This window comes from Agromyces sp. NPDC057865 (genome assembly GCF_042796995.1).
GTDB lineage: Bacteria > Actinomycetota > Actinomycetes > Actinomycetales > Microbacteriaceae > Agromyces.
Genome location: NZ_JBHVMJ010000002.1, coordinates 1 through 26115 on the forward strand (window position 1 = coordinate 1; position 26115 = coordinate 26115).

General features: G+C 68.1%; 28 protein-coding genes and 1 rRNA gene. 25 read left to right on the plus strand and 4 right to left on the minus strand.

What is annotated here, in order from left to right:
* From rrf to ACFVN5_RS07580, 5 genes are all read left to right on the plus strand, one after another.
* Positions 1-88 (plus strand): 5S ribosomal RNA (rrf, locus tag ACFVN5_RS07560); the annotation flags it as partial.
* A 136-nt stretch (positions 89-224) separates the two neighbouring features.
* Positions 225-1928, plus strand: a complete 1704-nt coding sequence (locus tag ACFVN5_RS07565; RefSeq protein WP_376954343.1) for a primosomal protein — start codon at positions 225-227, stop codon at positions 1926-1928.
* Positions 1903-2937 (plus strand): HAD-IIA family hydrolase, encoded by a 1035-nt coding sequence (locus ACFVN5_RS07570; protein WP_376954344.1) that lies wholly within the window; start codon positions 1903-1905, stop codon positions 2935-2937. Before ACFVN5_RS07565 ends, ACFVN5_RS07570 begins: the two co-directional genes overlap by 26 nt.
* A gap of 65 nt (positions 2938-3002) precedes the next feature.
* Positions 3003-3260 carry a hypothetical protein gene (locus ACFVN5_RS07575; protein WP_376954345.1) on the plus strand — a complete coding sequence of 86 codons (258 nt, stop codon included), beginning with the start codon at positions 3003-3005 and terminating at the stop codon, positions 3258-3260.
* Positions 3257-4051 carry a TlyA family RNA methyltransferase gene (locus ACFVN5_RS07580; protein ID WP_376954346.1) on the plus strand — a complete coding sequence of 265 codons (795 nt, stop codon included), beginning with the start codon at positions 3257-3259 and terminating at the stop codon, positions 4049-4051. The genes ACFVN5_RS07575 and ACFVN5_RS07580 overlap by 4 nt, the downstream gene beginning before the upstream one ends.
* Positions 4052-4181: 130 nt before the next feature.
* Here ACFVN5_RS07580 and ACFVN5_RS07585 read toward each other — a convergent pair whose 3' ends face one another.
* Positions 4182-5090 (minus strand): hypothetical protein, encoded by a 909-nt coding sequence (locus ACFVN5_RS07585; RefSeq protein ID WP_376954347.1) that lies wholly within the window; start codon positions 5088-5090, stop codon positions 4182-4184.
* A gap of 480 nt (positions 5091-5570) precedes the next feature.
* On the opposite strand from ACFVN5_RS07585, the gene ACFVN5_RS07590 reads away from it, so the two are divergent.
* The 6 genes from ACFVN5_RS07590 (at position 5571) to ACFVN5_RS07615 (ending at position 9452) form a co-directional block, all read left to right on the plus strand.
* Positions 5571-6200, plus strand: coding sequence for a protein rep (locus ACFVN5_RS07590; RefSeq protein WP_376955623.1), 630 nt, complete (start codon positions 5571-5573; stop codon positions 6198-6200).
* Positions 6201-6437: 237 nt separating this feature from the next.
* Complete coding sequence (locus ACFVN5_RS07595; protein ID WP_376954348.1) at positions 6438-6884, plus strand: hypothetical protein; 447 nt, start codon at positions 6438-6440, stop codon at positions 6882-6884.
* Positions 6881-7324, plus strand: coding sequence for a hypothetical protein (locus ACFVN5_RS07600; RefSeq protein WP_376954349.1), 444 nt, complete (start codon positions 6881-6883; stop codon positions 7322-7324). The genes ACFVN5_RS07595 and ACFVN5_RS07600 overlap by 4 nt, the downstream gene beginning before the upstream one ends.
* Before the next feature lie 3 nt (positions 7325-7327).
* Positions 7328-7726 (plus strand): hypothetical protein, encoded by a 399-nt coding sequence (locus ACFVN5_RS07605; RefSeq protein WP_376954351.1) that lies wholly within the window; start codon positions 7328-7330, stop codon positions 7724-7726.
* Positions 7723-7881, plus strand: coding sequence for a hypothetical protein (locus ACFVN5_RS07610; protein ID WP_376954353.1), 159 nt, complete (start codon positions 7723-7725; stop codon positions 7879-7881). Before ACFVN5_RS07605 ends, ACFVN5_RS07610 begins: the two co-directional genes overlap by 4 nt.
* Before the next feature lie 434 nt (positions 7882-8315).
* Positions 8316-9452: a hypothetical protein gene (locus tag ACFVN5_RS07615; RefSeq protein WP_376954355.1), complete on the plus strand. Its 1137-nt coding sequence runs from the start codon at positions 8316-8318 to the stop codon at positions 9450-9452.
* A gap of 84 nt (positions 9453-9536) precedes the next feature.
* Here the strand turns inward: ACFVN5_RS07615 and ACFVN5_RS07620 are convergent, their stop codons facing one another.
* A complete protein-coding gene (locus ACFVN5_RS07620) occupies positions 9537-10361 on the minus strand; it encodes a hypothetical protein (RefSeq protein ID WP_376954356.1) in 825 nt (274 codons plus the stop codon).
* Positions 10362-10550: 189 nt separating this feature from the next.
* Here ACFVN5_RS07620 and ACFVN5_RS07625 point away from each other — a divergent pair, with 189 nt between their 5' ends.
* Positions 10551-11135, plus strand: a complete 585-nt coding sequence (locus ACFVN5_RS07625) for a recombinase family protein (protein ID WP_376954358.1) — start codon at positions 10551-10553, stop codon at positions 11133-11135.
* Between the two features lie 31 nt (positions 11136-11166).
* Here ACFVN5_RS07625 and ACFVN5_RS07630 read toward each other — a convergent pair whose 3' ends face one another.
* Positions 11167-11367 (minus strand): hypothetical protein, encoded by a 201-nt coding sequence (locus ACFVN5_RS07630; RefSeq protein WP_376954359.1) that lies wholly within the window; start codon positions 11365-11367, stop codon positions 11167-11169.
* Between the two features lie 253 nt (positions 11368-11620).
* Between ACFVN5_RS07630 and ACFVN5_RS07635 the strand changes: the two genes are divergently transcribed.
* Positions 11621-12121 (plus strand): hypothetical protein, encoded by a 501-nt coding sequence (locus ACFVN5_RS07635; RefSeq protein WP_376954360.1) that lies wholly within the window; start codon positions 11621-11623, stop codon positions 12119-12121.
* Between the two features lie 15 nt (positions 12122-12136).
* On the opposite strand, the gene ACFVN5_RS07640 is transcribed toward ACFVN5_RS07635, so the two are convergent.
* Positions 12137-13189: a tyrosine-type recombinase/integrase gene (locus ACFVN5_RS07640; protein WP_376954361.1), complete on the minus strand. Its 1053-nt coding sequence runs from the start codon at positions 13187-13189 to the stop codon at positions 12137-12139.
* A gap of 147 nt (positions 13190-13336) precedes the next feature.
* Here ACFVN5_RS07640 and ACFVN5_RS07645 point away from each other — a divergent pair, with 147 nt between their 5' ends.
* The 12 genes from ACFVN5_RS07645 to der are packed head-to-tail and all read left to right on the plus strand — an operon-like array spanning position 13337 to position 26062.
* A complete protein-coding gene (locus tag ACFVN5_RS07645; RefSeq protein WP_376954362.1) occupies positions 13337-14293 on the plus strand; it encodes an NAD kinase in 957 nt (318 codons plus the stop codon).
* 9 nt (positions 14294-14302) lie between these two features.
* Positions 14303-16003: a DNA repair protein RecN gene (recN, locus tag ACFVN5_RS07650; RefSeq protein ID WP_376954364.1), complete on the plus strand. Its 1701-nt coding sequence runs from the start codon at positions 14303-14305 to the stop codon at positions 16001-16003.
* 49 nt (positions 16004-16052) lie between these two features.
* On the plus strand, positions 16053-17825 hold the full coding sequence (locus ACFVN5_RS07655; RefSeq protein ID WP_376954366.1) for a CTP synthase: 1773 nt from the start codon (positions 16053-16055) through the stop codon (positions 17823-17825).
* Positions 17818-18495 (plus strand): NUDIX domain-containing protein, encoded by a 678-nt coding sequence (locus ACFVN5_RS07660; protein ID WP_376954368.1) that lies wholly within the window; start codon positions 17818-17820, stop codon positions 18493-18495. The genes ACFVN5_RS07655 and ACFVN5_RS07660 overlap by 8 nt, the downstream gene beginning before the upstream one ends.
* Entirely contained in the window at positions 18492-19397 is a 906-nt protein-coding gene (xerD, locus tag ACFVN5_RS07665) for a site-specific tyrosine recombinase XerD (RefSeq protein ID WP_376954369.1), read from the plus strand. The genes ACFVN5_RS07660 and xerD overlap by 4 nt, the downstream gene beginning before the upstream one ends.
* Positions 19398-19455: 58 nt before the next feature.
* Positions 19456-20343 carry a ParA family protein gene (locus tag ACFVN5_RS07670; RefSeq protein WP_376954370.1) on the plus strand — a complete coding sequence of 296 codons (888 nt, stop codon included), beginning with the start codon at positions 19456-19458 and terminating at the stop codon, positions 20341-20343.
* Between the two features lie 58 nt (positions 20344-20401).
* Positions 20402-21238: a segregation and condensation protein A gene (locus ACFVN5_RS07675; protein ID WP_376955624.1), complete on the plus strand. Its 837-nt coding sequence runs from the start codon at positions 20402-20404 to the stop codon at positions 21236-21238.
* Complete coding sequence (gene scpB, locus ACFVN5_RS07680; protein WP_376954371.1) at positions 21228-21908, plus strand: SMC-Scp complex subunit ScpB; 681 nt, start codon at positions 21228-21230, stop codon at positions 21906-21908. Before ACFVN5_RS07675 ends, scpB begins: the two co-directional genes overlap by 11 nt.
* A gap of 43 nt (positions 21909-21951) precedes the next feature.
* Positions 21952-22716 (plus strand): pseudouridine synthase, encoded by a 765-nt coding sequence (locus ACFVN5_RS07685; protein ID WP_376955625.1) that lies wholly within the window; start codon positions 21952-21954, stop codon positions 22714-22716.
* Between the two features lies 1 nt (position 22717).
* Positions 22718-23800: a prephenate dehydrogenase gene (locus ACFVN5_RS07690; RefSeq protein WP_376954372.1), complete on the plus strand. Its 1083-nt coding sequence runs from the start codon at positions 22718-22720 to the stop codon at positions 23798-23800.
* On the plus strand, positions 23797-24495 hold the full coding sequence (cmk, locus tag ACFVN5_RS07695; protein ID WP_376954373.1) for a (d)CMP kinase: 699 nt from the start codon (positions 23797-23799) through the stop codon (positions 24493-24495). Before ACFVN5_RS07690 ends, cmk begins: the two co-directional genes overlap by 4 nt.
* A gap of 49 nt (positions 24496-24544) precedes the next feature.
* Positions 24545-26062 carry a ribosome biogenesis GTPase Der gene (gene der / locus ACFVN5_RS07700; protein ID WP_376954375.1) on the plus strand — a complete coding sequence of 506 codons (1518 nt, stop codon included), beginning with the start codon at positions 24545-24547 and terminating at the stop codon, positions 26060-26062.
* Positions 26063-26115 lie beyond the last annotated feature (53 nt).

Below are 26115 nucleotides of genomic sequence, written 5' to 3' on the forward strand. Positions count from 1 at the left end.
CGGACACATTCCGAACCCGGAAGCTAAGACTCGCAGCGCCGATGGTACTGCAGGGGCGACCCTGTGGGAGAGTAGGACACCGCCGGACATTCATTGAGGAGTGGCCACCCACAGCGTTCAATTGGGAGCGTTGGCGGGTGGCCATTTCTCGTTAACGGGCCGCCGTAGTGCAGGCCGGAGTACGGTTGAGTCCCGATGAGGACTCCACACACGACAGGACAATCGTGAGCGATTCGAGGCAGGACTCGGGGGACCAGGAGCGTCCCGCACGGAACGATCGGGGCGGTGAGCGGACGCAACGGAGCGACCGCGGCTCCTCGAGCACACGGTCCGGCCAGGGCACTCGTGGAGGATCGCAGCGCGACGGCGAGCGTCGCCCGTACGGCGACCGCGGCGGCAAGCCGTCCGGCGACCGGGAGGGCAAGCGATCGTACGGTGACCGCGATCAGAAGCGTCCGTATGGTGACCGGGACCAGAAGCGTCCGTATGGTGACCGGGACCAGAAGCGTCCGTATGGTGACCGGGACCAGAAGCGTCCGTATGGTGACCGGGACCAGAAGCGTCCGTATGGTGACCGGGACCAGAAGCGTCCGTACGGTGACCGTGACGCGAAGCTTCCCTACGGTGACCGGGACCAGAAGCGCCCGTACGGTGACCGTGACGCGAAGCTTCCCTACGGTGACCGGGACCAGAAGCGTCCGTATGGTGACCGTGACGCGAAGCGTCCGTATGGTGACCGTGACGCGAAGCGTCCGTATGGTGACCGGGACCAGAAGCGTCCGTATGGTGACCGGGACCAGAAGCGTCCCTACGGTGAGCGCGCCGGCGCCGGCCGCCGCACCGACGATCGACGTGGAGACCGTCCCGACACGCGAGGCGGTCATCACGACGGCCCGCGCGAGACGCACGGAGCCGCCGATCGCGCGATCCGGCCGCGGCACGACGACCCGATCCTGCCCGACCGCATCGAGGCGCGGCAGCTCGACAAGGGCGCTCGCGCCGAGCTGAAGACGCTGAGCAAGGACAACGCCGACTGGGTCGCGCGGCACATGGTCGCGGCATCCGAGTATCTCGACAGCGACCCGGAGCTCGCCCACCAGCACGCCCTCTCGGCGGCCCGCCGCGGCGGCCGCATCGCCGTCGTACGCGAGACCCTCGCGATCACGGCCTACGCGACCGGCGACTTCGCCCTCGCACTGCGAGAACTGCGCACGTTCCGACGCATCTCGGGGAGCAACGACCAGCTGCCACTCATGGTGGACAGTGAGCGCGGCGTCGGACGCCCCGACCGGGCGCTCGAGGTCGGCCGCTCGGTCGACCGTGCGGAGCTTCCGGCCGCCGTGCAGGTCGGTCTGGCGATCGCCATGTCCGGCGCGCGCCTCGATCTCGAGCAGCCCGAGCTCGCGCTTGCGGAGCTCGAGATCCCGCAGCTCGACCCCGATCGCGCGTTCTCGTACAGCCCCGCGCTCTTCTCGGCCTACGCCGAGGTGCTCGAGGAGCTCGGTCGCGGTCCCGAGGCCGCCGCATGGCGTGCGCGCGCCGACCGCGCCGACGAGGTGCTGAACCCGCCGACGGAGTCCGAGCTCGTGGAGATCTTCGAGGTCGAGCTCGAGGATGACGCGGACGAGGTCCAGGAGCCGGCGGCGACTGACGCGGAAGCGGGCGAGTCGGAGGCGGACGTCGAGCCGGCCGAGGCATCCGACGCATCGGACGCCGACGACGCGGCATCCGACTCGGACGACGCCGAGCACGACGACCTGCCCGAGGACTTCGGCGCCGTGCTCGAGGAGGACGTCGCCGCGGTGCTCGCCGAGGGCGAGGCGCTCGAGCGCGGCGAGGCGCTCGACGACGCCGACGAACCCGAAGCAGCGCAGGCCGACGACACCGACGAGGACGGCGCCCGTGGGCCTGTTCCGAGCGAGGACTGAGGCGACGACGCCGCTCGAGGGGATCGACGCGGTGTTCGCGGACCTCGACGGCGTCGTGTACGCGGGTGCGGGGTCGATCCCGTTCGCCGTCGACAGCCTCAACCGCACCAAGCGCGAGCGCGCCGTCGGCTACATCACGAACAACGCGTCGCGCAGCGACGCCTCGGTGGCGCAGCACCTGGCCGAGCTCGGCCTCGACGTCGTGCCCGACGACGTCGTGACGTCGCCGCAGGCGGCGATGCGTCTGCTCGAGGAGCGCGTCGAGCCCGGCGCGCTGGTCTTCGTCGTGGGCGGCGAGGGCATCGTGACCGAGCTCGAGAAGCGTGGGTTCCGGGTCACGCGGTCGGCCGACGACAGCCCCGCGGCGGTCGTGCAGGGCTTCGCGCCCGACGTCGGCTGGCGCGAGCTCGCCGAGGCCTCCTTCGCGCTCAACGCGCACGGCGGACCGGACTCGGAAGAGTCCGGCATCCCCTGGATCGCGACGAACATGGACTGGACGATCCCCGTCGCCCGCGGCATCGCGCCCGGCAACGGCACGCTCGTCTCCGCGGTGCACACCGCGGTCGGACGGTTCCCGGTCGTCGCCGGCAAGCCCGAGACGCCGATCTTCGAGGAGGCGAAACGCCGCTTCGGCGCCGAGCGTCCGCTCGTGGTCGGCGACCGCCTCGACACCGACATCCTCGGTGCGAACCGCGCGGGCATGGCCAGCGCCGTCGTGCTCACCGGCATCGACCGGGCGAAGCAAGTGCTCGCCGCGGATGCCGCGAGCCGCCCCGACTTCATCCTCGGCGACCTGCGGGGGCTGCACGAGCCGTACCCGGTCGTCGAGACCGTGCGCGACGGTGCGGTGCGCGTCGGGAAGGCGCGCGTGCGCGTCGACGGGCGCCGGGTCGTGATCGTGTCCGACGGCGACGGCGGGCTCGACCTGCTGCGCGCCGCGTGCGCGGCCATCTGGCAGTCGGGCACGAAGATCCACGCGCTCGACGTGCCGGCGAGTCTCTATCGCTGAACGCGCCTCCTGCGCGAGCGAGCGGAACGACGCCCGGGTCGGCGGCTCGGGGTAGCGTTGGTCGGGTGAGCACTGACGACGACACCCGCGATCCCGAGGCTGCTGCGGAGCCCGAGCCCGGCGACGCGGTGGCGACGGATGCCGCGGGGCCGAGCGTCGACGACGAGCGTGCCGGCGCGGCATCCGATGAGCTGCGGGCCGCCCTCGACGAGCTCGAGTCGCAGCCGCTCGCGGAGCGCGCTCCGGGCTACCTGCAGCTGGCCGAGCAGCTCCGAATGCAGCTCGAGGAGTCCGATCCGGCCCGCGGCACGAACGGGCGATGACCGAGCAGCGACTCGACGCGGCCCTCGCTGCGCGCGGACTCGCCCGGTCCCGCACGCACGCCGCGACGCTCATCGCCGCGGGCGTCGTGACGGTCGACGGCACGGCGGTCGTGAAGCCCTCGGCGAAGGTCGGGGAAGCGAGCGAGATCGTCGTCGCGGCATCCGACCACTACGTGAGCCGGGCCGCGCACAAGCTCATCGCGGCGCTCGACGGCTTCGGGGTCGACCCGTCGGATCGCGTCGTGCTCGACGCCGGCGCGTCGACGGGCGGCTTCACGCAGGTGCTGCTCGAGCGCGGCGCGCGCACGGTGCTCGCCGTCGACGTCGGCCACGGCCAGCTCGCTCCCGGACTCCACGGTGCGCCGGGCCTCGTGCTCGTCGAGGGCTGCAACGTGCGCACGCTCGATCGGTCCACGCTCGCGGGCCTCACCGGCGTCGACGAGCCGCCGACGCTGGTCACCGCCGACCTCTCGTTCATCTCGCTCACGACCGTGCTGCCCGCCCTGCGCACGACGGCGACGGATGACGCGGACTTCGTGCTGCTCGTGAAGCCGCAGTTCGAGGTGGGCCGCGGCGGCGTGCGCGAGGGCGTGGTCCGCGACGCGTCACTCCGCTCCGAGGCGGTCGCGAACGTGCTCTGGGCGGCGTTCGACCTGGGCCTCGGCACGGTCGGCATCCTGTCCTCCCCAATCGCCGGCAGCCACGGCAACCACGAATACCTCGCCCACCTCAGCGCGACCCGAGGCGTGAATCCGACAGAATGGATGCACCACCTGTCGGAACTTGGTTGAGGCCAGTATTTTCTTGAAAATGGTCGCTCACGCTTGGGATCACAGTAGTCCTCGTGCCACGAAAAAGTGGCATGAAAGTGGCACGACGACGGGTGCACCCTCGACCGAACGCGGTTCCGGGTTCAGCGGCTTACGCCGGTCGACCAGCACCACGCCGAGCGGAACTTCGCGGACTACTGGAAGCAGCTTCCTGCGTCCCGGTGGTAACGGGGCGTATTGCGTCTGGGCGCATCATTGCCTTGATGACGAGGACTACCGCGTTACTCCTTTCCCCCTCGGGAAGTGTCTCGATTAGACGTTCTGCGCCGAGCATTCGAAGAAGCTCCACTGGCTGAGCGAAGAACTCACTCAGCTGGGTTGAGGCTTGGGCCTGTTGCCGGATGAAGGTTGCGCCTAGGTAGCCCGCCATGGCGGCCCCCGAGGCTCCGATTGCGCCGATCGCGATTGAGGCGGCCACGCTTGACGCGAAAAGGATGCCGACTACACCAAGGACCACGAGCAGCAGGAAGCCAACTCCGCTGGCAATGGCCGCATTCCGGAAGCTGGATTCTGACTGCGTCGTCGCGATCTGGTGGTAGTACTCGATCCGCTTCTGTGTGACTGCCCAGAGATTCGTGAGACTCAGCTGTTCATCGTTTTCGGCTAACGCCTTCTCCGATTCCTCAAGGTCATGGCGCAGCAGGCCCAGGCGGCTTCGAATCCGGAAGTCGCGTCGCTTCGTTGTGTAGTAGGCAATCATTGCCAACACCAGTAGCAACAAGGTGAGGAATAGCGGCGCGAGCCAAAGGAGCACGACTGTCAGGGAGTCCTCCTGGTTGAGAAGGACGACTACTAGCCCAACTACGAGGAGTGTGAAGAACCCGAGACCGAACATGATGACGATCCGTCTCATCGTCTTCCGATGTTCATTTGAGTCGAGCCACTCGTATCTGGCTCGGACCCAGCCCGGTACTTCAATGGAGTCATCCGCCGCTCGGGCGGTGGCTGCTGAGTCCTCGGTGTGCGCATTCGGCGGAACGTCGGCACCGTTCGTGGTCATGTGGCGATACTGGCAGTGGGCGTAGGCATGCCCTGGAACGCCGCGCCGCACGATTCTTTCCCCGGGTAGAGAGGCTCGTTGGCGGGAATCTGAAGATCAAGAAATTGGCTTAGGCCTGAGGGCCTCGAATGCGAAGTATCCTGTTGCTGCCGGGCCTGCAAACCCGGTTAAGGCCGCTGAGCCGAAGAAGAGCAAAGAACACAGGACCCGGTACGGAGCCGGGAGTCATCACACCGTGGTGGCTGTTCTCATCTCTTCACATGAAGAAACCGCCCACGACTGCGAAATCATCGGGCGGCTTCTTCTGAGGTTCAGCTCATGGCCAGTCTATTGGCTACTGGCGACGCGCTCAGCGACCAGCGGCACCCCGTTCATATCTATGACAGAAGTAAAAATCTACGCCTTCAGCGCTCTCCAGAGCTTCGGCAGTTCATCTATGAGAACTCCAAGATCAAGGCTCTGCGACTCTGCAAGAGAGGCATGCCGTGTCGGCGGCGGGTCTGCCCATGGTGCTCTCGCCGCGTAGCGGCATCCACACGCGACGGCATTGCTCCCCGTCTCCGGCAGTTCTCGGACGTGGTGCAGTTCACCAGCTCTCTTGAATCCAGTCACGATCTCACTCAGGCGTGGAGCGATCATCAGCGAGCCATTTCCAGATTCAGCAGGAACGGCTGGCTGACTGGCCGCACCGCTGGATGGTTTCGAGCGACAGAGACAACACACTCCGCTGACCACGGTTGGCACGTGCACAGCCATTGGCTTCTGTTTCATGAAAATGCCTTGGAGCTGCGCCGACTCGTGAGCGAGCTGCCGCAGCACTGGATCCAGAGCGCGCACGCGGAAGCCCTGAGCGCCAGTACGCGGGGCCAGCATGCGGCAATGAGCGCGGATATCGCGGAGAGCGTTCGGTACGTCACAAAGGGCCTTATGGAGCCGTCCAGGCGCACGGACCGCCAGACCCCGGGTGACATCCTCAGAAGCTTCCAAGCAGGGGGCGCAGAAGCGGCAGAGCTGTGGGCAGAGCTGGAGGGATTCACTACGGCCAAGCGTCGCCGCTGGACCGCCTCGGGGGGCTGCCTGCGGGGCACCACTCGAATCGAGAACCGATGAGGCAGCCCCCTCCGGCTGGCTTCGATATACCGATTTCATCGCTCCGAGATTCATGAAATGGCCCGTCGAGAGCTGGGCAAGGAAAGTGCAGGGATTCCGATCAGCTTGGGGCGGTGGCGCTCGATAGTAGTACTGAGACCCCCGGTTTGAGCGGCGGGGAAGGGAGCAGCGATCATGCCAAGGCGGTGCAGCACATGCGACTACTCGCGCAGGCGGGAGGTTGATCAGGCACTGCAAATGGGCGTGGCCGTCACAGCCCTCGCCACACTGCACAATCTCAGCGCTTCGAGCCTCCATCGCCACAAGGTGCGGCACCTTCCCGAGCCTGCCGAAGTCGAAGACGTGGAGATCTCCGACATCGGCACTCGGGTCTCCTCTCTCGCAGACGACCTGCGCCGCGAACGGCTTGCAGCTCAGGCCAGCCATCAGCGCACGACAGCAACCCGCCTCGCAGCCGTCGAACTGCGGGCGCTCGACATGCTGGCGACTCGGCTGGGAATCGAAGACACGAGTGCTCTTGAAGCACTTACCGATGCCCGCAGTCTCGTGCAGGCGGTTGGGCGGTTCGCCCGAACCCACCCCATCGGGGCCGCGCCGCTCATCGCGGAGATCCGCGCCGCTGACCTCGAAGACGTTGCCGACCAGCTCGAAGCCATTTCAAGAAAATCGGAGATCGCAGCATGACCACCAACACGAAGACCAAGCTCCCTGTCTCGCCGGGAGATCAGATTCACTTTCTGCAGCCGCACTCGTTCGGCATCTCGGACTCGTGGCTTGCCGGGGAATACATGGCGCGCAGAGGCGAAACGGTGACCATCACGGATGCGATCATCGAGCAGTCCATCGACCGCGAAGGGAACTCGTGGCTCGCGCTTGCCGACGATCCGGATGCACAGGTCGCCCGCTGGGGTCGGGTGGTCTTCGGGATCGGGCCGTGGCCCGAGGCAGAGCCTGTTCTCGTGCCGGGATCGGTTGAGTGGACGGAAGCCCGTGAGATCGCGCGCAAGGCTGCGTGGAGCCTTCAGGACCCTGAGGCCAGGGCGGCGGCCCGGCGCAAGGTCACAGAGGACTTCGGGGCGGCTCCGACGACATCGAGCACACTTCAGCACATCGCCGGAGACTGAGCCATGGGCAGCGACAACCGAACGCGTACGGAGCGGTTCAGAGAGTTGGTCTCTCTGTATCTCGCTGCGGAGTTCCGAATCGTGACCCGCCGCCGACCATGGCGCACGCCGCCCGCCGCTCAGTACCAAGCGAATCCTGAATTTCATGAACTTGGCGATCTCCGCGGGATCCCGGACGTTGCCCTCACCGTCCAGGCGCGTAGGACACTCAACCTCACGGTTGGACTCGACCGCGCGGTAGAAGCGGCGAGAGCCGACCGGAAGTCGCTCGGATTCCTCATCCAGCACCGCGAGCAGCGGGACACGGGCGAGATGTACGTGGTCTGCACACTCGACACGCTTGGGCGCGTACTCCAGCGGCTGGAGCGCCTTCAGGAGCTGGAAGAGAGGGTCGCAGCATGAACCAGAGCACCAAGCTGGCTCAGGACGCGCTGGAAGCGCTCCAGCGGCTTCTTCGTGGCATCGATGAGGGCGAATCATGGTGCAGTCAAGCGCAGCTTCGAGCGCTCATCTCCGCGCGCGTCGCGCTCGAACAACTTGCGGACTGGGAGATCTGATCATGTCCACCGAACAACCGTCCACGCCCGTTCTTGACGCGCTTCAGAGCGTCCTGACGGCTCAGGAAGCCCTTCAGCGTGGTTGGGTTCGAGTTGACCGCCGTGAGGCTGCCACCATCGCCAGCGCCGCTCAGGTGCTGGCAGATGTCGCCATGAGGGAGGCGGTCAGGATCGCTACCTGATTTCAGTCGTCTCGCGCCCGGGGCTGCACGGCCTCTTCAATCCGGTAGGAACCGGGCACGAGCCGGAGAGGGCATCAGTCATCGTCCACCCTCTCCAGAGACCCCCGGGCCGCATCAAAGCTCTAGTCGCGGCTGCCCGGGGGTCTCGCCCTAGGCTGTTGATGTTTGACCCCCTCGCAAGGTGCCGCTTCGCGTCGGGGTTCATCTGCGCCCGTACACAGCGGGAGCAGGCTGGGGAAGGATGGAGCCACGGTGCCTGAGATCTTGGATTGGCTGGCTCGCCTTGCGACCTTGGATGTCGCGGAGCCTGGAAGCATCAAGACACATGGCGCTAACTTCCGTCTCATCGCAACAGCGCCACTGGATTTCGATGACTCGTTCGTTCGAGTAATCAGCGCCGAAAAGATGGTCGAGAGCTTCGGCAGTCTGCCGATGCCGATGTCCGTGCTCTCATTCATGGATACCGGCGAGTCCGATGCATTTGGAGATCAGACGCTGGCGAGTCAGTTGGGCGCGGTCCTAACGTTCGCCACACGTCGCAGGGTTCGAGTGGCCTCCGCGGAGGTTCCACTGCAAATGGAAGGCAGCTCGATCATGACGTTTCTGCCCTCTACGATCGTGGATCGAGAAATGCTGGGTCCCCCGGAAGTGGACCCCAAGAGCGCATTCGAGCGCCTATTGATGGATCTCGCCGGACTGCCCGACGAACACTCTGGAGCGATTGTCTCCGCAATCGAATCCCACTACGCAGCAACCCAGCTTTACGACATCGACTTGCACACCGCCCACACGCTGCTTGTCGCTGGGATAGAGACGCTCTCTGGCCACTTCGAGCCGGAGGCCGCGACGTGGAGCACTTTTATCGATGCCGAGCGGTGGGATGGATTCTTTGAAGAGCTGGCCCTTTCACAGGAGCAGGCGGACCGGATGAGACATGAGCTTCTCAGTGACAAACACACCCGACTCCGCCAGAGGTTTGTTAGCTATGTGATCGATAGGCTCACGCCAGACTTCTGGGGTGTCAGCGTGCGCGACTACACTCCGGGCCTCACGATGACCGCCGAGAGCGGCGGCGAATACACCGGGATGAGCGAAGGGCGATCCATCCCTATAGAGAACTTCGTCCCAATGGATGAGGCTGTACTGCGGCGACGGCTCCTCGCAACGTACGACGCACGATCGAAGTTCGTGCACACCGGGTCGAAATCGATCGATCAGTCCTCGGTCCTGCGGTCCTCAGTCGGGTCGGAGATGAAGCGAACCGAACCGATCGGGTTCTCCGGACTCCGCAGGATTCTGGAATGGGCAATTCGGCATGAGATCAGTTCGCATATGCGAGACTCTCAGCTTCCGAGTATCCGGATCCGAAATGTTGCAACGTCCTCGTAGCGCACGTTGAGGAGCGTCTAGCATAGGACTAGAAGCCCCGCGGTCTGTATCTGCCAAGACACCGCGGGGTTTCCCGTTCTCACCCTAGGCGCGCTGTACCACCCCATCACGCGCCCACTGCACAATGAGGACTGCAATTCCGACGACCGTCCCAGCTTCATCAAGGGTTGGGGTGCGGCGCTCGCCAGCCCCATGGCGGTCCGGGTTTGGCCAAATGAGCCTCAGCATCCCTTCGAGGGTGCTGCTGGATTGTGTGGCCCCTTCCGGTGAGAGTCGGAGGACGAACCGGTCTGGATGTGCCTTTAGTTCGCCCGCGACGGAGCCGAGGTTCGCCTTCGCCTTGGCGGGAACCACGACCGGAATGAGCACTTCCTCAACCGCCTTGATTGCGTGGTCCCATGCGTCGGATGCATCAGGGTTAGTGCCGTAGACCTTCGTCCAGGCTTCGGCCAGCTCCAGACTGGCGGTTTCCTCAACGCTTAGCGCGCGTTCGAAGACGTTGCTCGCCGTGGCATCGACTCGCCGTTCCAACGCTTGTCCGTCGTGACTGACTGTCCACGCCGAATTGCCTTCCATGAGGATCATGCGAAGGTTCTCTGGCGACTCGTTATACCTGCCTTTGTGCAGGAGTGCATCGAGCACGTCCAGCATCACGTCATCGTCACTCTCTGCTCGCGACACGAGATCGGTCAACATTTCGGTTCGCGTCGCACTTCGGTTCAGATCAATACCCGCCATCACACCGATGGAGAGCAGCAGCGACTCGTTGGTTCCGGCCCTTGACCTGTATCCGAAGGCCGATTCGACCCAATACGCAAGGCTGCGGGTGAGTTGAGGCGAGATCTCCTCGCTAAGCCCAATGGGTGCTCTGAGGCCCCGGCGGACAGATAGTGGTTGCCAGTCGGTCACCCCTGAAGTATTCCGGTTCGGTCGGCGGGAGACCGGCAGAACACTGGCGCGTCTCAGTAGCAGGCTTGTTGAGACGCAGGGAGACCCGACCGAATCTGTGTCAAGCCGCGTTCTGGTCGCAGCAGTTGAAACAGTCTGAGTCTCGTCTCATCTGTTGTGTTCGTTTTACAGACGTGAGACGATGGGGGCATGGCAGATACAGCGATCAACTCGACCCCCTACGTCTACGGCTATATGCGCGTCAGCTCTGTGCAGCAGAGTCACGAGCGGCAGCTTGCAGCTCTCGAAGCCGTGGGCATCCCGGCTGACCGGATCTACTCTGACAAGAAGACCGGCAAGACTATGAGCCGTGACGGCATCGGCGCTCTCCTCAGGGCCGCTCGCAGCGGAGACTCAATCGTCGTGACCTCTCTCGACCGCTTCGGGCGTACCACGCTCGGAATCCTCCAGACCATCGAAGAGCTGACCGAGTGCGGAATTCAGATTCGGAGCCTGAAGCCCGGGGAACAGTTCGAGGGCATCACAGGAAAGCTGGTCCTCACGATCATGGCTGCCATCGCTGAGTGGGAGCGCGAGAACATCAACGAGCGGGCAGCAGAGGCACGCGCAGCCCGAGCTGCGAAGAATGAGAAGTCCGGTCGGGGTAAGACGGCCCTGAAGCCTGAGAACGTCGAGGCCGTAAAGGCGCTGAAGGCGCAGAAGTGGGGCGCACAGAGAATCGCGGACCACCTGAAGATCTCGCGGGCCAGCGTCTACCGGGCGATGGAGATGTAGGGGAGTAGCAATCTCAAACAAGAATCCTTGGTCAGCCCGACTTGGGATTCTTGTTATCTTCAGGCCCAAACAAGAATCTCTGCTGCGAGTAGGTCAGGTGCCGTTTGAATGACCGGGGATCGTCACGGAACTGGAGCAGCTTCTGAACCTGCCTCGCGCGGTCCGTGTCCAGTTCGAGATTCGCCAGCTCCCGACTGCCGGGGATGACTGCCAACGCCCTGTAGAAGGTCACGCGCGCTCCTCGCAGCCGTACGGTCTCGATGCGCCCTAGCTCAACCCCTAAGAGGCGCACTGCCCATTGGGGAAGCTCTCCGCGCTTGCGGGGCGACAGTTCGACTAGCTCGACCTCCTCCACAGCTTGACCGTAGCCGAACGCCTGACACTAGCGTGTGGCCATGGAAGTGCTCTGGATCGATCTATTCGGAAGCTCGACATCCTCCAGAGGGATGGAGCCATGCCAACCGACTGACGATAGCTTGTGGAGCATGGAAGCGCTCTGGATCGCCCTCATCGGTAATGCCGTTGCGTTGGCGATCGTGTTCATCACGAATGCAGCGACGAATCGTCGTGAGCGGAAGCGGGAGGACCGCGAGGACAAGCGTCTAGAGCTTCAAAGGGAGGACCAGCGAAAGGCATGGGAGCGTGCGGATCGAACCCGCATCAGTGATATGCAGCGCGACTATTACTTCGAGTTCTTCATCGAGCTAAGAAAGGCATCGCTAGCAGTTCACAATGCGGGACACGGCAGCGGACCGGACCTCGAAAACCTCTGGCACCTCCCCGCCTTCGAGGCACTCGAACGCCTCAGGATCTTCGCAAGCGACGAAGCGTTCGACGCAGCCACGGAGGCTTACACGGCCCTGTTGACATTTGGCGAATCGGTCGAAGACGGTCACGAAACGGTGGAGGAATCCGAATACCGCGACCGCCTGGCTGACTTCTTAGAGGCGGTCCGACTGGATCTGGGCGTTGTCACGAAGCGGTAGTCCAATCAGTCGGCCTCACGACATCATCTCCGAGAGGCTCTGGGTGAGCGCCATCTGACGCTGCTCGTCCGAGTGGAGGTAGCGGAGGACCGACCGGTAGTCCCTCTGGCCAGCACGGTCCATGACCTCCTTCAGCGAGGCCCTCTGCGCGTAGAGCGTGAGATGCAGATGACGGATGTCGTGGATGCGGAACGTGGGCAGACCAGCGCGCTCCCGACACTCACTCCACTGAGTGTCCACCGCACGCTTCGACAGCCGGTGTCCGAGCTTGCCCGTGAAGAAGGGATCACTGCTGAGTGCCGGGTGACGGTCCACGTAGGCCCACACCGGCCCGAGCCGATCCGTTGGCAGATGCACGCGGCGACCGGTGTCCGAGTGTTTCGTGCCGGGGAACATCTTCCAGCCCCCCGGTGCGTTGGCGAAGTGCTGCTCGATGTCGATCCATCCGGTGGTGAAATCCACGTGGCGACGATCCAATCCGAGCGCCTCACCGATCCGCATGCCACTCCAGAAGAGCAGCGTGAGCAGCGCCTTGAAGTCCGGCGTGGCCTCCTCATAGATCCGGTCGAATTCCGCCTTCGTGAAAGTAGGCCGCTTCGGACTCACGTCCTTCCGCGCGTCCTTGACACGGCTTGCCGGATTGGTCTGGATCAGCTCGTTGTCCACTGCCTCCCGGAGCACCATGCTCAGCACCATGTGGCAGTTCTTCCGGAGGGTGGTCTTGTCCATCTTGCTGAACCACTGGTCAACGTCGATCTTCCGGATGTGCCGGAGCTGCATGCTCCCGAAGGTCGGGTTGATGTGCTTCTTCAGCCACGTCCGGTAGTTGACCATCGTGCCCGGGGCGAGACGAGATGCACGTGCCTGCATGACCTCCTCGGCCCAGTCCTCGAAGAGCTGCTTGCCTGCCGAGTCCTCCTTGAAGGTGCCGCGGTCCAAGTCCGCGAGCTGCTTCGCCACGGCAATCTGAGCCTGACGCTTGGTCGGTGCCGTGAGCGTGTACTTCCTGCCCTCGTAGCTGAAGCGGGCCTGTACATTGCCGCTCGGAAGCTGTCTGTAGTTCGCCATCTTGTGTCCTCTCGCTTGGTAGTCCTGTTCTTCGGGCGAGTTCGACGGATGGCAACGTGCCACCGAAAAGTGGCATGGCCTCTGGAGTGAGACCGCAGACCCCCGTGTTTACAAGGGTTCGACGGAACGTCCTCCGAATCCGACAGAATGGATGCGTCGGGTGGACCAACTGACGGGAGGCGCGAACGCGTGAACGACGCACGGCACTTCCTCGTGGTCTCCCACACCGGCCGGCAGAACGCCCTCGAGGCGACCGGCCAGGTGTGCACGCAGCTGCTCGCGTCCGGCGCGGTGCCCGTCATCGCCGCCGAGCACTGGGACGACGTGCACACGTTCGTGCCCGAGCTCGACGGGGCGGTGAAGCGGTTCGAGGAGGTCGACCCGTCGCGCATCGAGCTCGTCATCGTCCTCGGCGGAGACGGCACGATCCTGCGCGCCGCCGAGCTCATGCGCGAGCACCCGATCCCGCTCCTCGGCGTCAACCTCGGCCACATCGGCTTCCTGGCCGAGAGCGAGCGCGACGACCTCGGCTACACCGTCGCCCGCGCGCTCGCCCGCGACTACGCGGTCGAGGAGCGCATGACGCTCTCGGTGCGCGCGAAGGTCGGCGAAGAGGTCGTCTACGAGAGCTGGGCGCTCAACGAGGCGACGGTCGAGAAGGCCGAGCGCGAGCGCATGCTCGAGGTCGTGGTCGAGGTCGACCGCCGTCCGCTCTCGTCGTTCGGGTGCGACGGCATCGTCATGTCGACGCCCACGGGCTCCACTGCGTACTCGTTCTCGGCGGGCGGGCCCGTCGTGTGGCCCAGCCTCGAGGCGCTGCTCCTGGTCCCCCTGAGCGCCCACGCCCTGTTCGCCCGGCCCCTCGTCGTCGGCGCCGACTCGTCGCTCGCGGTCGAGATCCTGCAGCGCACCGAGGCCGCGGCCGTGATCTGGTGCGACGGCCGTCGGACGTTCGACCTCCCGCCGGGCGCGCGCGTGATCGTGCGCAAGTCGTCGGTGCCCGTGCGGCTCGCGCGCCTCCACGAGGCGCCGTTCACCGACCGGCTCGTCAACAAGTTCCAGCTGCCCGTCACGGGCTGGCGAGGGCCGGTCGGCCGTGAGTGAGGGCCGCGCATGATCGAAGAGCTCGGCATCCGCGACCTCGGCGTCATCGCCGAGGCCACGCTGCCCCTCGGCCCCGGCTTCACCGCCGTCACGGGTGAGACCGGCACCGGCAAGACCATGGTCGTCACCGCGCTCGGCCTGCTCCTCGGCGCACGGGCGGATGCAGGGGCGGTCCGCTCCGGCGCCAAGCAGGCGTGGGTCGAGGGTCGCTGGCTCGTGCCCGACGACGGCGCCATCGCCGAGCGCGTGAGCGAGACCGGCGGCGACGTCGAGGGGGGCGAGCTCCTGCTCGGTCGATCCGTCTCGTCCGAGGGGCGCAGCCGTGCCGTCGTGGGCGGTCGCAGCGCGCCCGTGGGCGTGCTCGGCGAGCTGGGTGACGAGCTCGTGGTCGTGCACGGCCAGGCCGACCAGCAGCGACTGCGCTCCGCGGTCGCCCAGCGCGAGGCGCTCGACCGCTTCGCCGGCGCTCCGGTGCAGGAGGCCGCCGCGGAGTACCGCGCGGCATTCACCGCTTGGCGTGCCGACTCGGCCGAGCTCGAGCGGCTCCGCGAGGCGCACGACACTCGGGCCCGCGAGGCCGAAGAACTCCGCGAGGCCCTCGACGAGGTCGAGGCCGCCGACCCGCAGCCCGGGGAGGACGTCGAGCTCGCCGAGCGCGCCGACCGGCTCTCGAACCTCGAGGAGCTCCGCCTCGCGGCGGCGCAGGCGCGCGGGCTGGTGTCAGCCGAAGACCTCGTCGACGGTGCACCCGACGCGATCGGGCTCGTCGACAGCGCCCGCCGGCATCTCGAACGCGTCGTCGAGCACGACGCCGCGCTGGCGCCCATCGCCGAAGCGCTGCAGACCGCCGGATTCATCCTGGCCGACGCGTCGACCGAGCTTTCCGGCTATCTCGACGGCCTCGACGCCGACAGCGCCCGCGAGCTCGAGGTGGTGCAGGAACGACGCGCCCTCCTCGCCGGGCTCGTGCGCCGGCACGGCGGCACGCTCGACGACGTGCTCGAGTTCCGCCGCAACGGCGGGCTGCGGCTGGTCGAGCTCGACGGCGACGACGAGCGCATCGAGGAGCTCGCGGCATCCGTCGACCGGCACACCGCCGAGGTCGACCGACTCGCCGGCCGGCTCACCGAGCTGCGCACCGAGGCCGCGGCCCGCCTCGCCGACGCGGTGACCGCCGAGCTCGGCGCACTCGCGATGCCCGACGCACGCGTCACGGTCGACGTCGACGCCGAGCACGAGCCCACCGCGCACGGTCGCGACCAGGTCGCGATCCTGCTGCAGCCGCATCAGGGCACCGAGCCGCGGCCGGTGTCCCGCGGCGCCTCGGGCGGCGAGCTCTCGCGGGTGATGCTCGCCATCGAGGTCGTCATCGCGGGGAGCGATCCCGTGCCCACGTTCGTCTTCGACGAGGTCGACGCGGGCGTCGGCGGCGCGGCGGCCATCGAGATCGGCCGCCGGCTCGCCCGGCTCGCCGAGCGATCGCAGGTCATCGTCGTCACGCACCTCGCGCAGGTCGCGGCGTTCGCCACGAACCACCTCAGCGTCGTGAAGGGCACCGACGGGCAGGTCACGTCGTCGAGCGTGCGGCAACTGGCCGGCGCCGAGCGCGAGGCCGAGATGGCGCGGCTGCTCTCGGGCCTCAGCGACTCCGAGAGCGGGCTCGCGCACGCACGCGAACTGCTGGAGATCGCCGCGGATCGGGCGGCCTGACGGAGGCCGCGACCGCCACGGCGGAGGCGGCGCACAAGAGCGGACGGGGATGCCGCAGGAGGAAAAGGGGGACCGCGTGGGGCATGTCGGAGCAGACGGTCAGGATCGTCGGTTAGACTACAAGCCCGTGGTGGATGATCGCGGCAGAGACAATTCGAACGGCACGACCAAGCACATCTTCGTGACTGGTGGTGTCGTTTCTTCGTTGGGCAAGGGACTCACTGCGGCGAGTCTCGGCAACCTCCTGACGGCCAGGGGCCTCAGGGTGGTCATGCAGAAGCTCGACCCGTACCTCAACGTGGACCCGGGAACGATGAACCCGTTCCAGCACGGCGAGGTCTTCGTGACCGACGACGGCGCGGAGACCGACCTCGACATCGGGCACTACGAGCGGTTCCTCGACATCAACCTGAGCCAGGCCGCCAACGTGACCACCGGCCAGATCTACTCGACGGTGATCGCCAAGGAGCGGCGCGGCGAGTACCTCGGCGACACCGTGCAGGTCATCCCGCACATCACCGACGAGATCAAGCGCCGGATGCGACTTCAGGCCACCGAGACGCCGAAGCCCGACGTGATCATCACCGAGATCGGCGGCACGGTCGGCGACATCGAGTCGCAGCCTTTCATCGAGTCGGCGCGTCAGGTGCGCCACGAGCTCGGTCGCAAGAACGTGTTCTTCGTGCACGTCTCGCTCGTGCCCTTCATGGGCGCGTCGGGGGAGCAGAAGACCAAGCCCACGCAGCACTCGGTCGCAGCCCTCCGCTCCATCGGCATCCAGCCCGACGCGCTCGTGCTCCGCAGCGACCGTCCCGTGACCGACGCGAACAAGCGCAAGATCGCCCTCATGTGCGACGTCGACGAGGCGGCCGTCGTGAACGCGGTCGACGTGCCGTCGATCTACGACATCCCCACGATGCTGCACGACCAGGGCCTCGACGCCTACATCATCGAGACGCTCGGCCTCGACGGCAAGGCCGCCGACGTCGACTGGTCCGGATGGCGCGAGCTGCTCGACGTCGTGCACGACCCGAAGCACGAGGTCACGATCGGCCTCGTCGGCAAGTACATCGACCTGCCCGACGCGTACCTCTCGGTCACCGAGGCGCTGCGCGCCGGCGGGTTCGCGAACGACACCAAGGTCAACATCGAGTGGATCCCGTCCGACGAGTGCCGCACGCCCGAGGGCGCGCAGAAGCACCTCGCGCACCTCGACGGCATCTGCGTGCCCGGCGGGTTCGGCGTGCGCGGCATCGAGGGCAAGCTCGGTGCGCTTCACTTCGCCCGAGAGAACGGCATCCCCGTCCTCGGACTCTGCCTCGGCCTGCAGTGCATGGTCATCGAGTACTCGCGCAACGTCGTCGGCCTGCACGGCGCGTCGTCGAGCGAGTTCGACCCCGACACCGAGTTCCCCGTCATCGCGACGATGGAGGAGCAGGTCGAGATCATCGCCGGCGGCGACCTCGGCGGCACCATGCGCCTCGGCCTGTACCCGGCCCGGCTCGCCGACGGCTCGATCGCGGCCGAGCTCTACGGCAGCACCGACGTGAGCGAGCGTCACCGCCACCGCTACGAGGTGAACAACGGCTACCGCGACCGGATCGCCGACGCCGGGCTGGTGTTCTCGGGCCTGTCGCCCGACCGCAACCTCGTCGAGTTCGTCGAGCTCCCGCGCGAGGTGCACCCGTTCTACGTGGGCACGCAGGCGCACCCCGAGCTGCGCAGCCGCCCGAACGACGCGCACCCGCTGTTCCGCGGGCTCGTGGGCGCGGCCCTCGAGCGGCAGCAGGCGAGCCTGCTGTTCGATGTGGCCAATGGCTGACCTCCCGTCGACCGACCATCGGTCGGCCGGCCTCCCGCCGATCGCCGACGAGCCGGCTGCGCTGCCGGTGCAGTCGAGCGAGCAGGTCTACGAGGGCCGCGTCTGGGACCTCCGACGCGACGTGGTCGAGCTCGGCGAGGGCACGATCGTGCGCGAGTACGTCGACCACCCGGGTGCGGTCGCCGTGCTCGCGCTCGACGACGACGATCGCGTGTTCCTGATCTGCCAGTACCGGCATCCGATCCGCGCGCGCGACTGGGAGATCCCCGCGGGACTCCTCGACGTGCCCGGCGAGGAGCCGCTCGCCGCGGCGCAGCGCGAGCTGGCCGAGGAGGGGGACCTCGCGGCATCCGACTGGGCGGTGCTCACCGACTTCTTCTCGTCACCGGGCAGCAGCGACGAGGCGATCCGCATCTACCTGGCGCGCGGGCTCACGCCGACGGACGAGCCCTTCGCACGCGAGGAGGAGGAGGCGCACATGGAGACGCGCTGGCTCGACCTCGACGCGTGCGTCGATGCCGTGCTCGAGCGGCGCGTGCAGAACCCCACGCTCGTGATCGGCGTGCTCGCCGCCCAGGTCGCGCGCGCGCGAGGGTGGGCCGGGCTCGCCGCCGCCGACGCCGCGTGGCCCGGACGCTCCACCCCGCGCGAGGAGCCCGCACCGCGATGACGGATGCCGCGTGGACCGCCGGATACCTCCGGCACCTCGCGGTGGAGCGCGGCCTCGCCCGGAACACCGTGACCTCGTACCGTCGCGACCTCGCCATCTACGCGGACTGGCTTGCGGCGCACGGCTTCGACGGGCCGGGCGCGGTGAGCGAGCAGGACCTCGCCGACTTCGTGCGGTTCCTCGGCGCCGAGCGGCAGCCGCCGCTCGCCACGTCGTCGATCGCGCGCGTGCTCTCGGCGGTGCGCGGCGTCCATCGCTTCCTGGCCGATGAAGGCGCGATCGCGACGGATGTCTCGAAGGAACTGCGCCCGCCGAAGCTGCCGATGCGGCTGCCGAAGGCCATCCCCGTCGAGGACGTCGAGGCGCTCATCGCCGCGGCGGGCGGTGAGGAGCTGCACCAGCAGCGCGACGCGGCGCTGCTCGAGCTGCTCTACGCGACGGGGGCCCGCGTGTCCGAGGCGGTGTCGCTCAACGTCGATGACCTCGTCGACGACGAGGTCGTGCGCCTCTTCGGCAAGGGCGGCAAGCAGCGCGTGGTTCCGCTCGGCTCGTACGCGCGTCGGGCCGTCGACGCGTACCTCGTGCGGGCGCGTCCGACGCTGTCGGCGAGGGGGCCGGCCACGCCGGCGCTGTTCCTCGGCCTGCGCGGGCGACGGATGTCGCGACAGGCGGCGTGGGACGTGATCCACCGGGCGGCCGAACATGCCGGGCTCGCGGCATCCGTGTCGCCGCACACCCTGCGGCACTCGTTTGCGACGCACCTGCTCGAGGGCGGCGCCGACGTGCGCGTCGTGCAGGAGCTGCTCGGCCACTCGTCGGTCGCGACGACCCAGATCTACACGCTCGTCACAGCCGATACACTCCGGGAGATGTACACGGCTGCCCACCCCCGTGCTCGCTAGAATCGACCAAGCCCACGCACGGACGCACGGCCCGCAGGACGCAGGAGAGAGACCAGACGTGACCCACCAGACGCACGACCCGGCGGACGGAGTCCTTTCGCTGGAGCCGGAGGTCGGTCCGACCGGGCGTCCCCTTCGTGATTTCCCCGAGCCGAAGCGGCTGCGCTCGCACGGGCCCGCCCGCATCATCGCCCTCTGCAACCAGAAGGGCGGCGTCGGCAAGACGACCACCACGATCAACCTCGGCGCGACCCTCGCCGAGTACGGCCGGCGCGTGCTCGCCGTCGACTTCGACCCCCAGGGCGCGCTCTCGGCCGGCCTCGGCGTGCAGACCCACGACGTGCCGACGATCTACGACCTCCTGCTCTCACGCGGCATCGACCCGGCCGACGCGATCCAGCACACCGGGCTCGAGGGCCTCGACGTCATCCCGGCGAACATCGACCTCTCGGCCGCCGAAGTGCACCTCGTCACCGAGGTCGCTCGCGAGCAGATCCTCGCGAGCGTGCTGCGCCGCGTCGCCGCCGACTACGACGTCATCCTCATCGACTGCCAGCCGTCGCTCGGCCTGCTCACCGTGAACGCGCTCACCGCGAGCCACGGCGTGGTCATCCCGCTCGAGTGCGAGTACTTCGCGCTGCGCGGCGTCGCCCTGCTCATCGAGACGATCGACAAGGTCCGCGACCGGCTCAACCCCGCGATCGAGCTCGACGGCATCCTCGCGACCATGTACGACGCGCGCACGCTGCACTCGCGCGAGGTGCTCGAGCGGGTCGTCGACGCGTTCGGCGACAAGGTGCTCGAGACGGTCATCACGCGCACGGTGAAGTTCCCCGACGCGACCGTCGCCGCGACCCCGATCACCGAGTTCGCCCCCGACCACCAGGCGTCGCGGGCGTACCGGCAGCTCGCGAGGGAGCTGGTGTTCCGTGGCGCGGTCGCCTGAGGCCGAGCCGGCTTCGGGGGAGCGCGTGACCGGCGCGACGGTGTCGGCGGAGGACGGCATGATCGAGCCCGCCGGTGCGCCGGCGGAAGGGGGCGCGGACATCGAGGCATCCGACCCCGGGTTCCGGGTCGCGCTCTCGAACTTCGAGGGGCCCTTCGACCTGCTGCTCTCGCTCATCGCGAAGCACGAGCTCGACATCACCGAGGTGTCGCTCTCCGCGGTGACCGACGAGTTCATCTCCTACCTGCGCGGCCTCGACTCCGCGGAGGAGCTCGACCGCGCCTCGGAGTTCCTCGTCGTCGCCGCGACGCTGCTCGACCTGAAGGTCGCGGGGCTGCTGCCGCAGGGCGAGCTCGTCGACGCCGAGGACGTGGCCCTGCTCGAGGCGCGCGACCTGCTCTTCGCGCGCCTGCTGCAGTACCGCGCCTTCAAGGAGGCGTCGCGCTGGTTCGGGGGGCACCTCGAGGCGGAGTCGCGGCGCCACGCCCGCACCGTGCGGCTCGAGGAGCGGTTTCGCCAGCGGGAGCCCGAGCTCCGCTGGACCCTCACGCTCGAGGACTTCGCGGCGCTCGCGACGCTCGCCCTCACGCCGCGCGAGATCCCGACGGTGGGGCTCGACCACCTGCACGCGCCGCTCGTGTCCATCCGCGAGCAGGCCGCCCACGTCGTCGCGGTGCTGCGACGCGGCGATGCCGTGACCTTCCGCGAGCTCATCGCCGGCATCGGGCAGCCCGGCGTGATCGTCGCGCGCTTCCTCGCCGTGCTCGAGCTCTACCGCCACGCGGCGATCGGCTTCGAGCAGGTCGAGCCGCTCGGCGAGCTCACCCTGCGCTGGGCGGCCGAGTCGTGGGACGACGCCAACCTCGAGACCCTGGGGGCCGACTATGACGAATGACACGGATGCCGCGGTGGGTGCGGAGGGCCCCGAGCTCTCGATCGTGACGCCGCTCGACGTGCCCGGACAGCCGCGGCTCGACCTCGACCGCGCGCTCGAGGCGATCCTGTTCATCGCCGACGAGCCGCTCGGCGTCGTGACGCTCGCGGCGGCCGTCGCGCGTCCGGTTGCGGAGATCCGCGCGGCGATCGCGCGCCTGCGGGCGGACTACGACGGCGAGGGCACGTCGGGGGAGCCGCGCACCGACGTGGCCGGCGAGGAGCGTTCGGCACGTGGCATCCGTCGCGGCTTCGAGCTGCGCGAGGTCGGCGGCGGCTGGCGGTTCTACGTGCGCGAGGAGTACGACGCGCTCGTGGCCGACTTCGTGCTGACCCAGTCGTCGACGCGGCTCTCGCAGGCGGCGCTCGAGACGCTGTCCGTCATCGCGTACAAGCAGCCGATCTCGCGGTCGTCGATCGCGTCGATCCGCGCGGTGAACGTCGACTCCGTCGTGCGCACGCTGGTCGGCCGGGGACTCATCACCGAGGTCGCGACCGATGCGGAGACCGGGGCGATCCTCTACGGCACGACCGATCAGCTGCTCGTGAACCTCGGCATCAACTCGCTCGACGAGCTGCCGCACATCTCGCCGCTGCTCGACGACGGCCAGGAGGGATTCGATCGTGACTGACCGAGAGCCGGGCGACGTACCCGACGGCGCCGAGGGTGCGGGCCTGCCGACGGAGGGACAGCGCCTGCAGAAGGTGCTCGCCGCCGCCGGTGTCGCGAGCCGTCGCGTGTCGGAGCAGCTCATCGTCGAGGGCCGCGTCGAGGTGAACGGACATATCGTCACCGAGCTGGGCTCGCGCATCGACCCGGCGACCGATCTGGTCGCCGTCGACGGCGTCGCGGTGCAGCTCGACACCGCGAAGCGGTACTACATGCTCAACAAGCCGCGCGGCGTCGTGTCGTCGATGCGCGACGAGCAGGGACGGCCCGACCTGACGCGGTTCACGAAGGACCTCGACGAGCGCGTCTACAACGTCGGCCGCCTCGACGCCGAGACCAGTGGACTGCTGCTGCTCACGAACGACGGCGAGCTCGCGCACGTGCTCGCGCATCCGTCCTTCGGCGTGGAGAAGACGTACATCGCGAAGGTGCGCGGCCGTGTGACGCCGGCGACGCTGCAGCGGTTGAAGACCGGCATCGAGCTCGACGACGGACCGATCCACGCCGACCGGGCGCGGATCCTGCAGGCCCAGGGCGACGCGCGCCACTCCATGGTGGAGCTCACGCTGCACTCCGGTCGCAACCGCATCGTGCGGCGGATGCTCGACGCGGTGGGGCATCCGGTGGTCGACCTCGTGCGCCGCAGCTTCGGGCCGCTCAACCTCGGAACCCTGCGGTCGGGCGCCATGCGCGAGTTGACTAAGGTGGAACTCGGCCAGCTCCTCACCCTCTCCCGTGCGGCGGACGCCGGCCGGAAGGGGAAGCGCTGACGTGGTCGAATCACGGCTGATCGGGCCCGTGCGCGTCGTCGGGGCCGGGCTGCTCGGCACGAGCGTGGCGCTCGGACTCCGCGCCCGCGGCATCGACGTGATCCTCGCCGACGCCTCGCCCACGCACGTCGCCATCGCCGTCGACCTCGGCGCCGGACGCCGGTCCCAGCCCGACGACGCCCCGCAGCTCATCGTGGTCGCCGTGCCGCCCGATGTCACGGCCTCGGTCGTCGCGGCCGAGCTGGCCGCATTCCCAGAGGCGATCGTGACGGATGTCGCGAGCGTGAAGGCCGGCATCCTCGACGAGCTCGTGGCCGCCGGGGCCGACGTGTCGCGGTACATCGGCTCGCACCCCCTCGCCGGGCGGGAGCGCGGCGGACCCCTGGCCGCGCGCGCCGACCTCTTCGCGGGCCGCCCCTGGGTGGTCGCCGCGCACGACGAGATCAGCTACCGGCGCGCGAGCGCGATCGACGACCTCATCCTCGACCTCGGCGCGACCCTCGTGGAGATGACGCCCGACGAGCACGACCGTGGCGTCGCGCTCATCTCGCACGTGCCGCAAGTGGTCTCGAGCATCATGGCCCGGCGCTTCATCGAGGCGCCGAACGCGGCCCTCGGGCTCGCCGGCCAGGGCGTGCGCGACGTCACGCGCATCGCCGCGAGCGATCCCGACCTCTGGGTGCAGATCCTCGGTGCGAACGCAGCACCCGTCCGCGACATCCTCCTCGCCTACCGCGAGGACCTCGACCGCTTCATCGACGCGCTCGCCGACCCGGCCGCGCCCGGAGCCCGTCGACGCGTGGCCGAGGAGCTCACCGGCGGCAACACCGGCGTCGAGCGCCTGCCGGGCAAGCACGGCACCGACAAGCGCTTCACGACGGTCATCGTCATGGTCGACGACCGCCCCGGCCAGCTCGCGCGCCTCCTCGCCGAGATCGGCGAGATCGGCGTCAACCTCGAGGACCTCCGGCTCGAGCACTCGCCCGGTCGGCAGGTCGGCCTCGCCGAGATCGCCGTGCTCCCCGAGGCGGCCGACCGACTCACCAACGAGCTGGCCGACCGCGGCTGGCGGATCGCAGGATGAACGTGCCCCACACCCCCGTCATTCCCCTCGTCGTCGCCGTCGACGGCCCCGCAGGCAGCGGCAAGTCGAGCGTCTCCAAGGAGGTTGCGCGCCGTCTCGGCTACGGATTCCTCGACACGGGTGCCGCCTACCGCGCGCTGGCGTGGCACGCCGAGGCATCCGGCATCGACACCGACGACGCGGCATCCGTCGTCTCGAGCCTGTCGACCTTCGCCTACCGCATCGGCACCGACCCGACCGGCTACGCCGTGCACGTCGGCGACGTCGATGTGACCACCGCGATCCGCGAGCCGCACATCTCGGCCATCGTGAGCCGCGTAGCCCGGGTTCCCGAGGTGCGTACGCACCTCATCGAGCTGTTCCGCGGCGTCATGGCCGACGAACGGCATCCGGGCGTCGTCGTCGAGGGCCGCGACATCACGACGGTCGTGGCGCCCGATGCGCCGGTGCGGATCCTGCTCACCGCGTCGGAGGAGGTTAGAATTGCTCGGCGCTCCGCTGAGCTCGCCGACGTTCCGGCCCAGTACACGGGGGAGCAGCTGCGCCGGCGCGACGAGGCCGACGCCAAGGTGGTCGACTTCATGACCGCCGCCGACGGCGTGACGACCGTCGACTCGACCGAGCTCGACTTCGACCAGACGGTCGAGGCCGTGATCGGCGTGATCCGGGCCGCGCAGCCCGAGGCGGTGCGCTAGCGCCGCGACGGGCCGGAGCCCGGCCCATCAAGACTTCCGAGGAGAGACCATGACCGACCAGCGCGACGAGTACGACGACGAGTCCATCGCCGAGGACGACCTGGCCGAGCGCCTCGCCGACGTCGACGAGGATCTCGCCGAGCAGCGCGCGGCCGCCCTGCGGTCGGGCCTCTCCGACTACGAGCTCGACGAGGACGACCTCGACGTGCTCGAGCTGTCGGAGGAGGGCGAGGAGGGCATCCGCTACCTCCCGGCGCTCCCCGTCATCGCGATCGTCGGCCGGCCCAACGTGGGCAAGTCGGCCCTCGTGAACCGCATCCTCGGCCGTCGCGAGGCCGTCGTCGAGGACACCCCGGGCGTCACGCGCGACCGCGTGTCCTACAAGGGCGAGTGGCTCGACCGGCGCTTCACGCTCGTCGACACCGGCGGGTGGGAGCCCGACGCCAAGGGCATCGACGCCTCGGTCGCGGCGCAGGCGGAGGTCGCGATCGACCTGTCCGACGTCGTGCTGTTCGTGGTCGATGCCATGGTCGGCGCGACCGCGACCGACGAGCACGTCGTGCGGCTGCTGCGCAAGACGAAGAAGCCCGTCTTCCTCGTGGCCAACAAGGTCGACGACGCACGCCAGGAGCCCGAGGCCGCCGCCCTCTGGAACCTCGGCCTCGGCGAGCCGTACCCCGTCTCGGCGCTGCACGGCCGAGGCGTGGCCGACCTGCTCGACGAGGTCTTCAAGGTGCTGCCGCAGGTCTCCGCGGTGGCGAAGGACGAATTCGGCGGACCCCGCCGAGTCGCCATCCTCGGCCGACCGAACGTGGGCAAGTCGAGCCTGCTGAACAAGTCCGCGGGCGAGGAGCGCGTGGTCGTCAACGAGCTCGCCGGCACGACCCGCGACCCCGTCGACGAGCAGGTCGAGCTGGGCGGCAAGATTTGGCGGTTCGTGGACACCGCCGGCATCCGTCGTCGCGTGCACCTGCAGCAGGGCGCCGACTTCTATGCGTCGCTGCGCACTCAGGCCGCCCTCGAGAAGGCCGAGGTCGCGGTCGTGCTGCTCGACGTCTCGCAGCCGATCTCCGAGCAGGACGTGCGCATCATCGACCTCGTGCTCGAGTCGGGCCGGGCGCTCGTGCTCGCGTACAACAAGTGGGACCTGCTCGACGACGACCGTCGCCGGTACCTCGAGCGCGAGATCGAGCAGGACCTCCATCACGTGTCGTGGGCGCCGCGGGTGAACATCTCGGCGAAGACCGGGCGCCACCTCGAGAAGCTCGTGCCCGCCCTCGAGCTCGCGCTCGACTCGTGGGACACGCGCATCCCCACGGGCAAGTTCAACGCCTTCCTCACCGAGCTCACGCAGGAGCACCCGCACCCGGTGCGCGGTGGCAAGCAGCCGCGCATCCTGTTCGGCACCCAGGCCGCGACCCGGCCGCCGACGTTCGTGCTGTTCACGACCGGGTTCCTCGACCCGGGCTACCGCCGGTTCATCCAGCGGCGCCTGCGCGAGATCTACGGCTTCGAGGGCTCGCCGATCGTGCTGAACATGCGGGTGCGCGAGCGACGCCAGCGGTAGCATCGCGGCAGGCCACGGGGGATTCCGCAGGCGGGGCGATCGCACCACGGAGG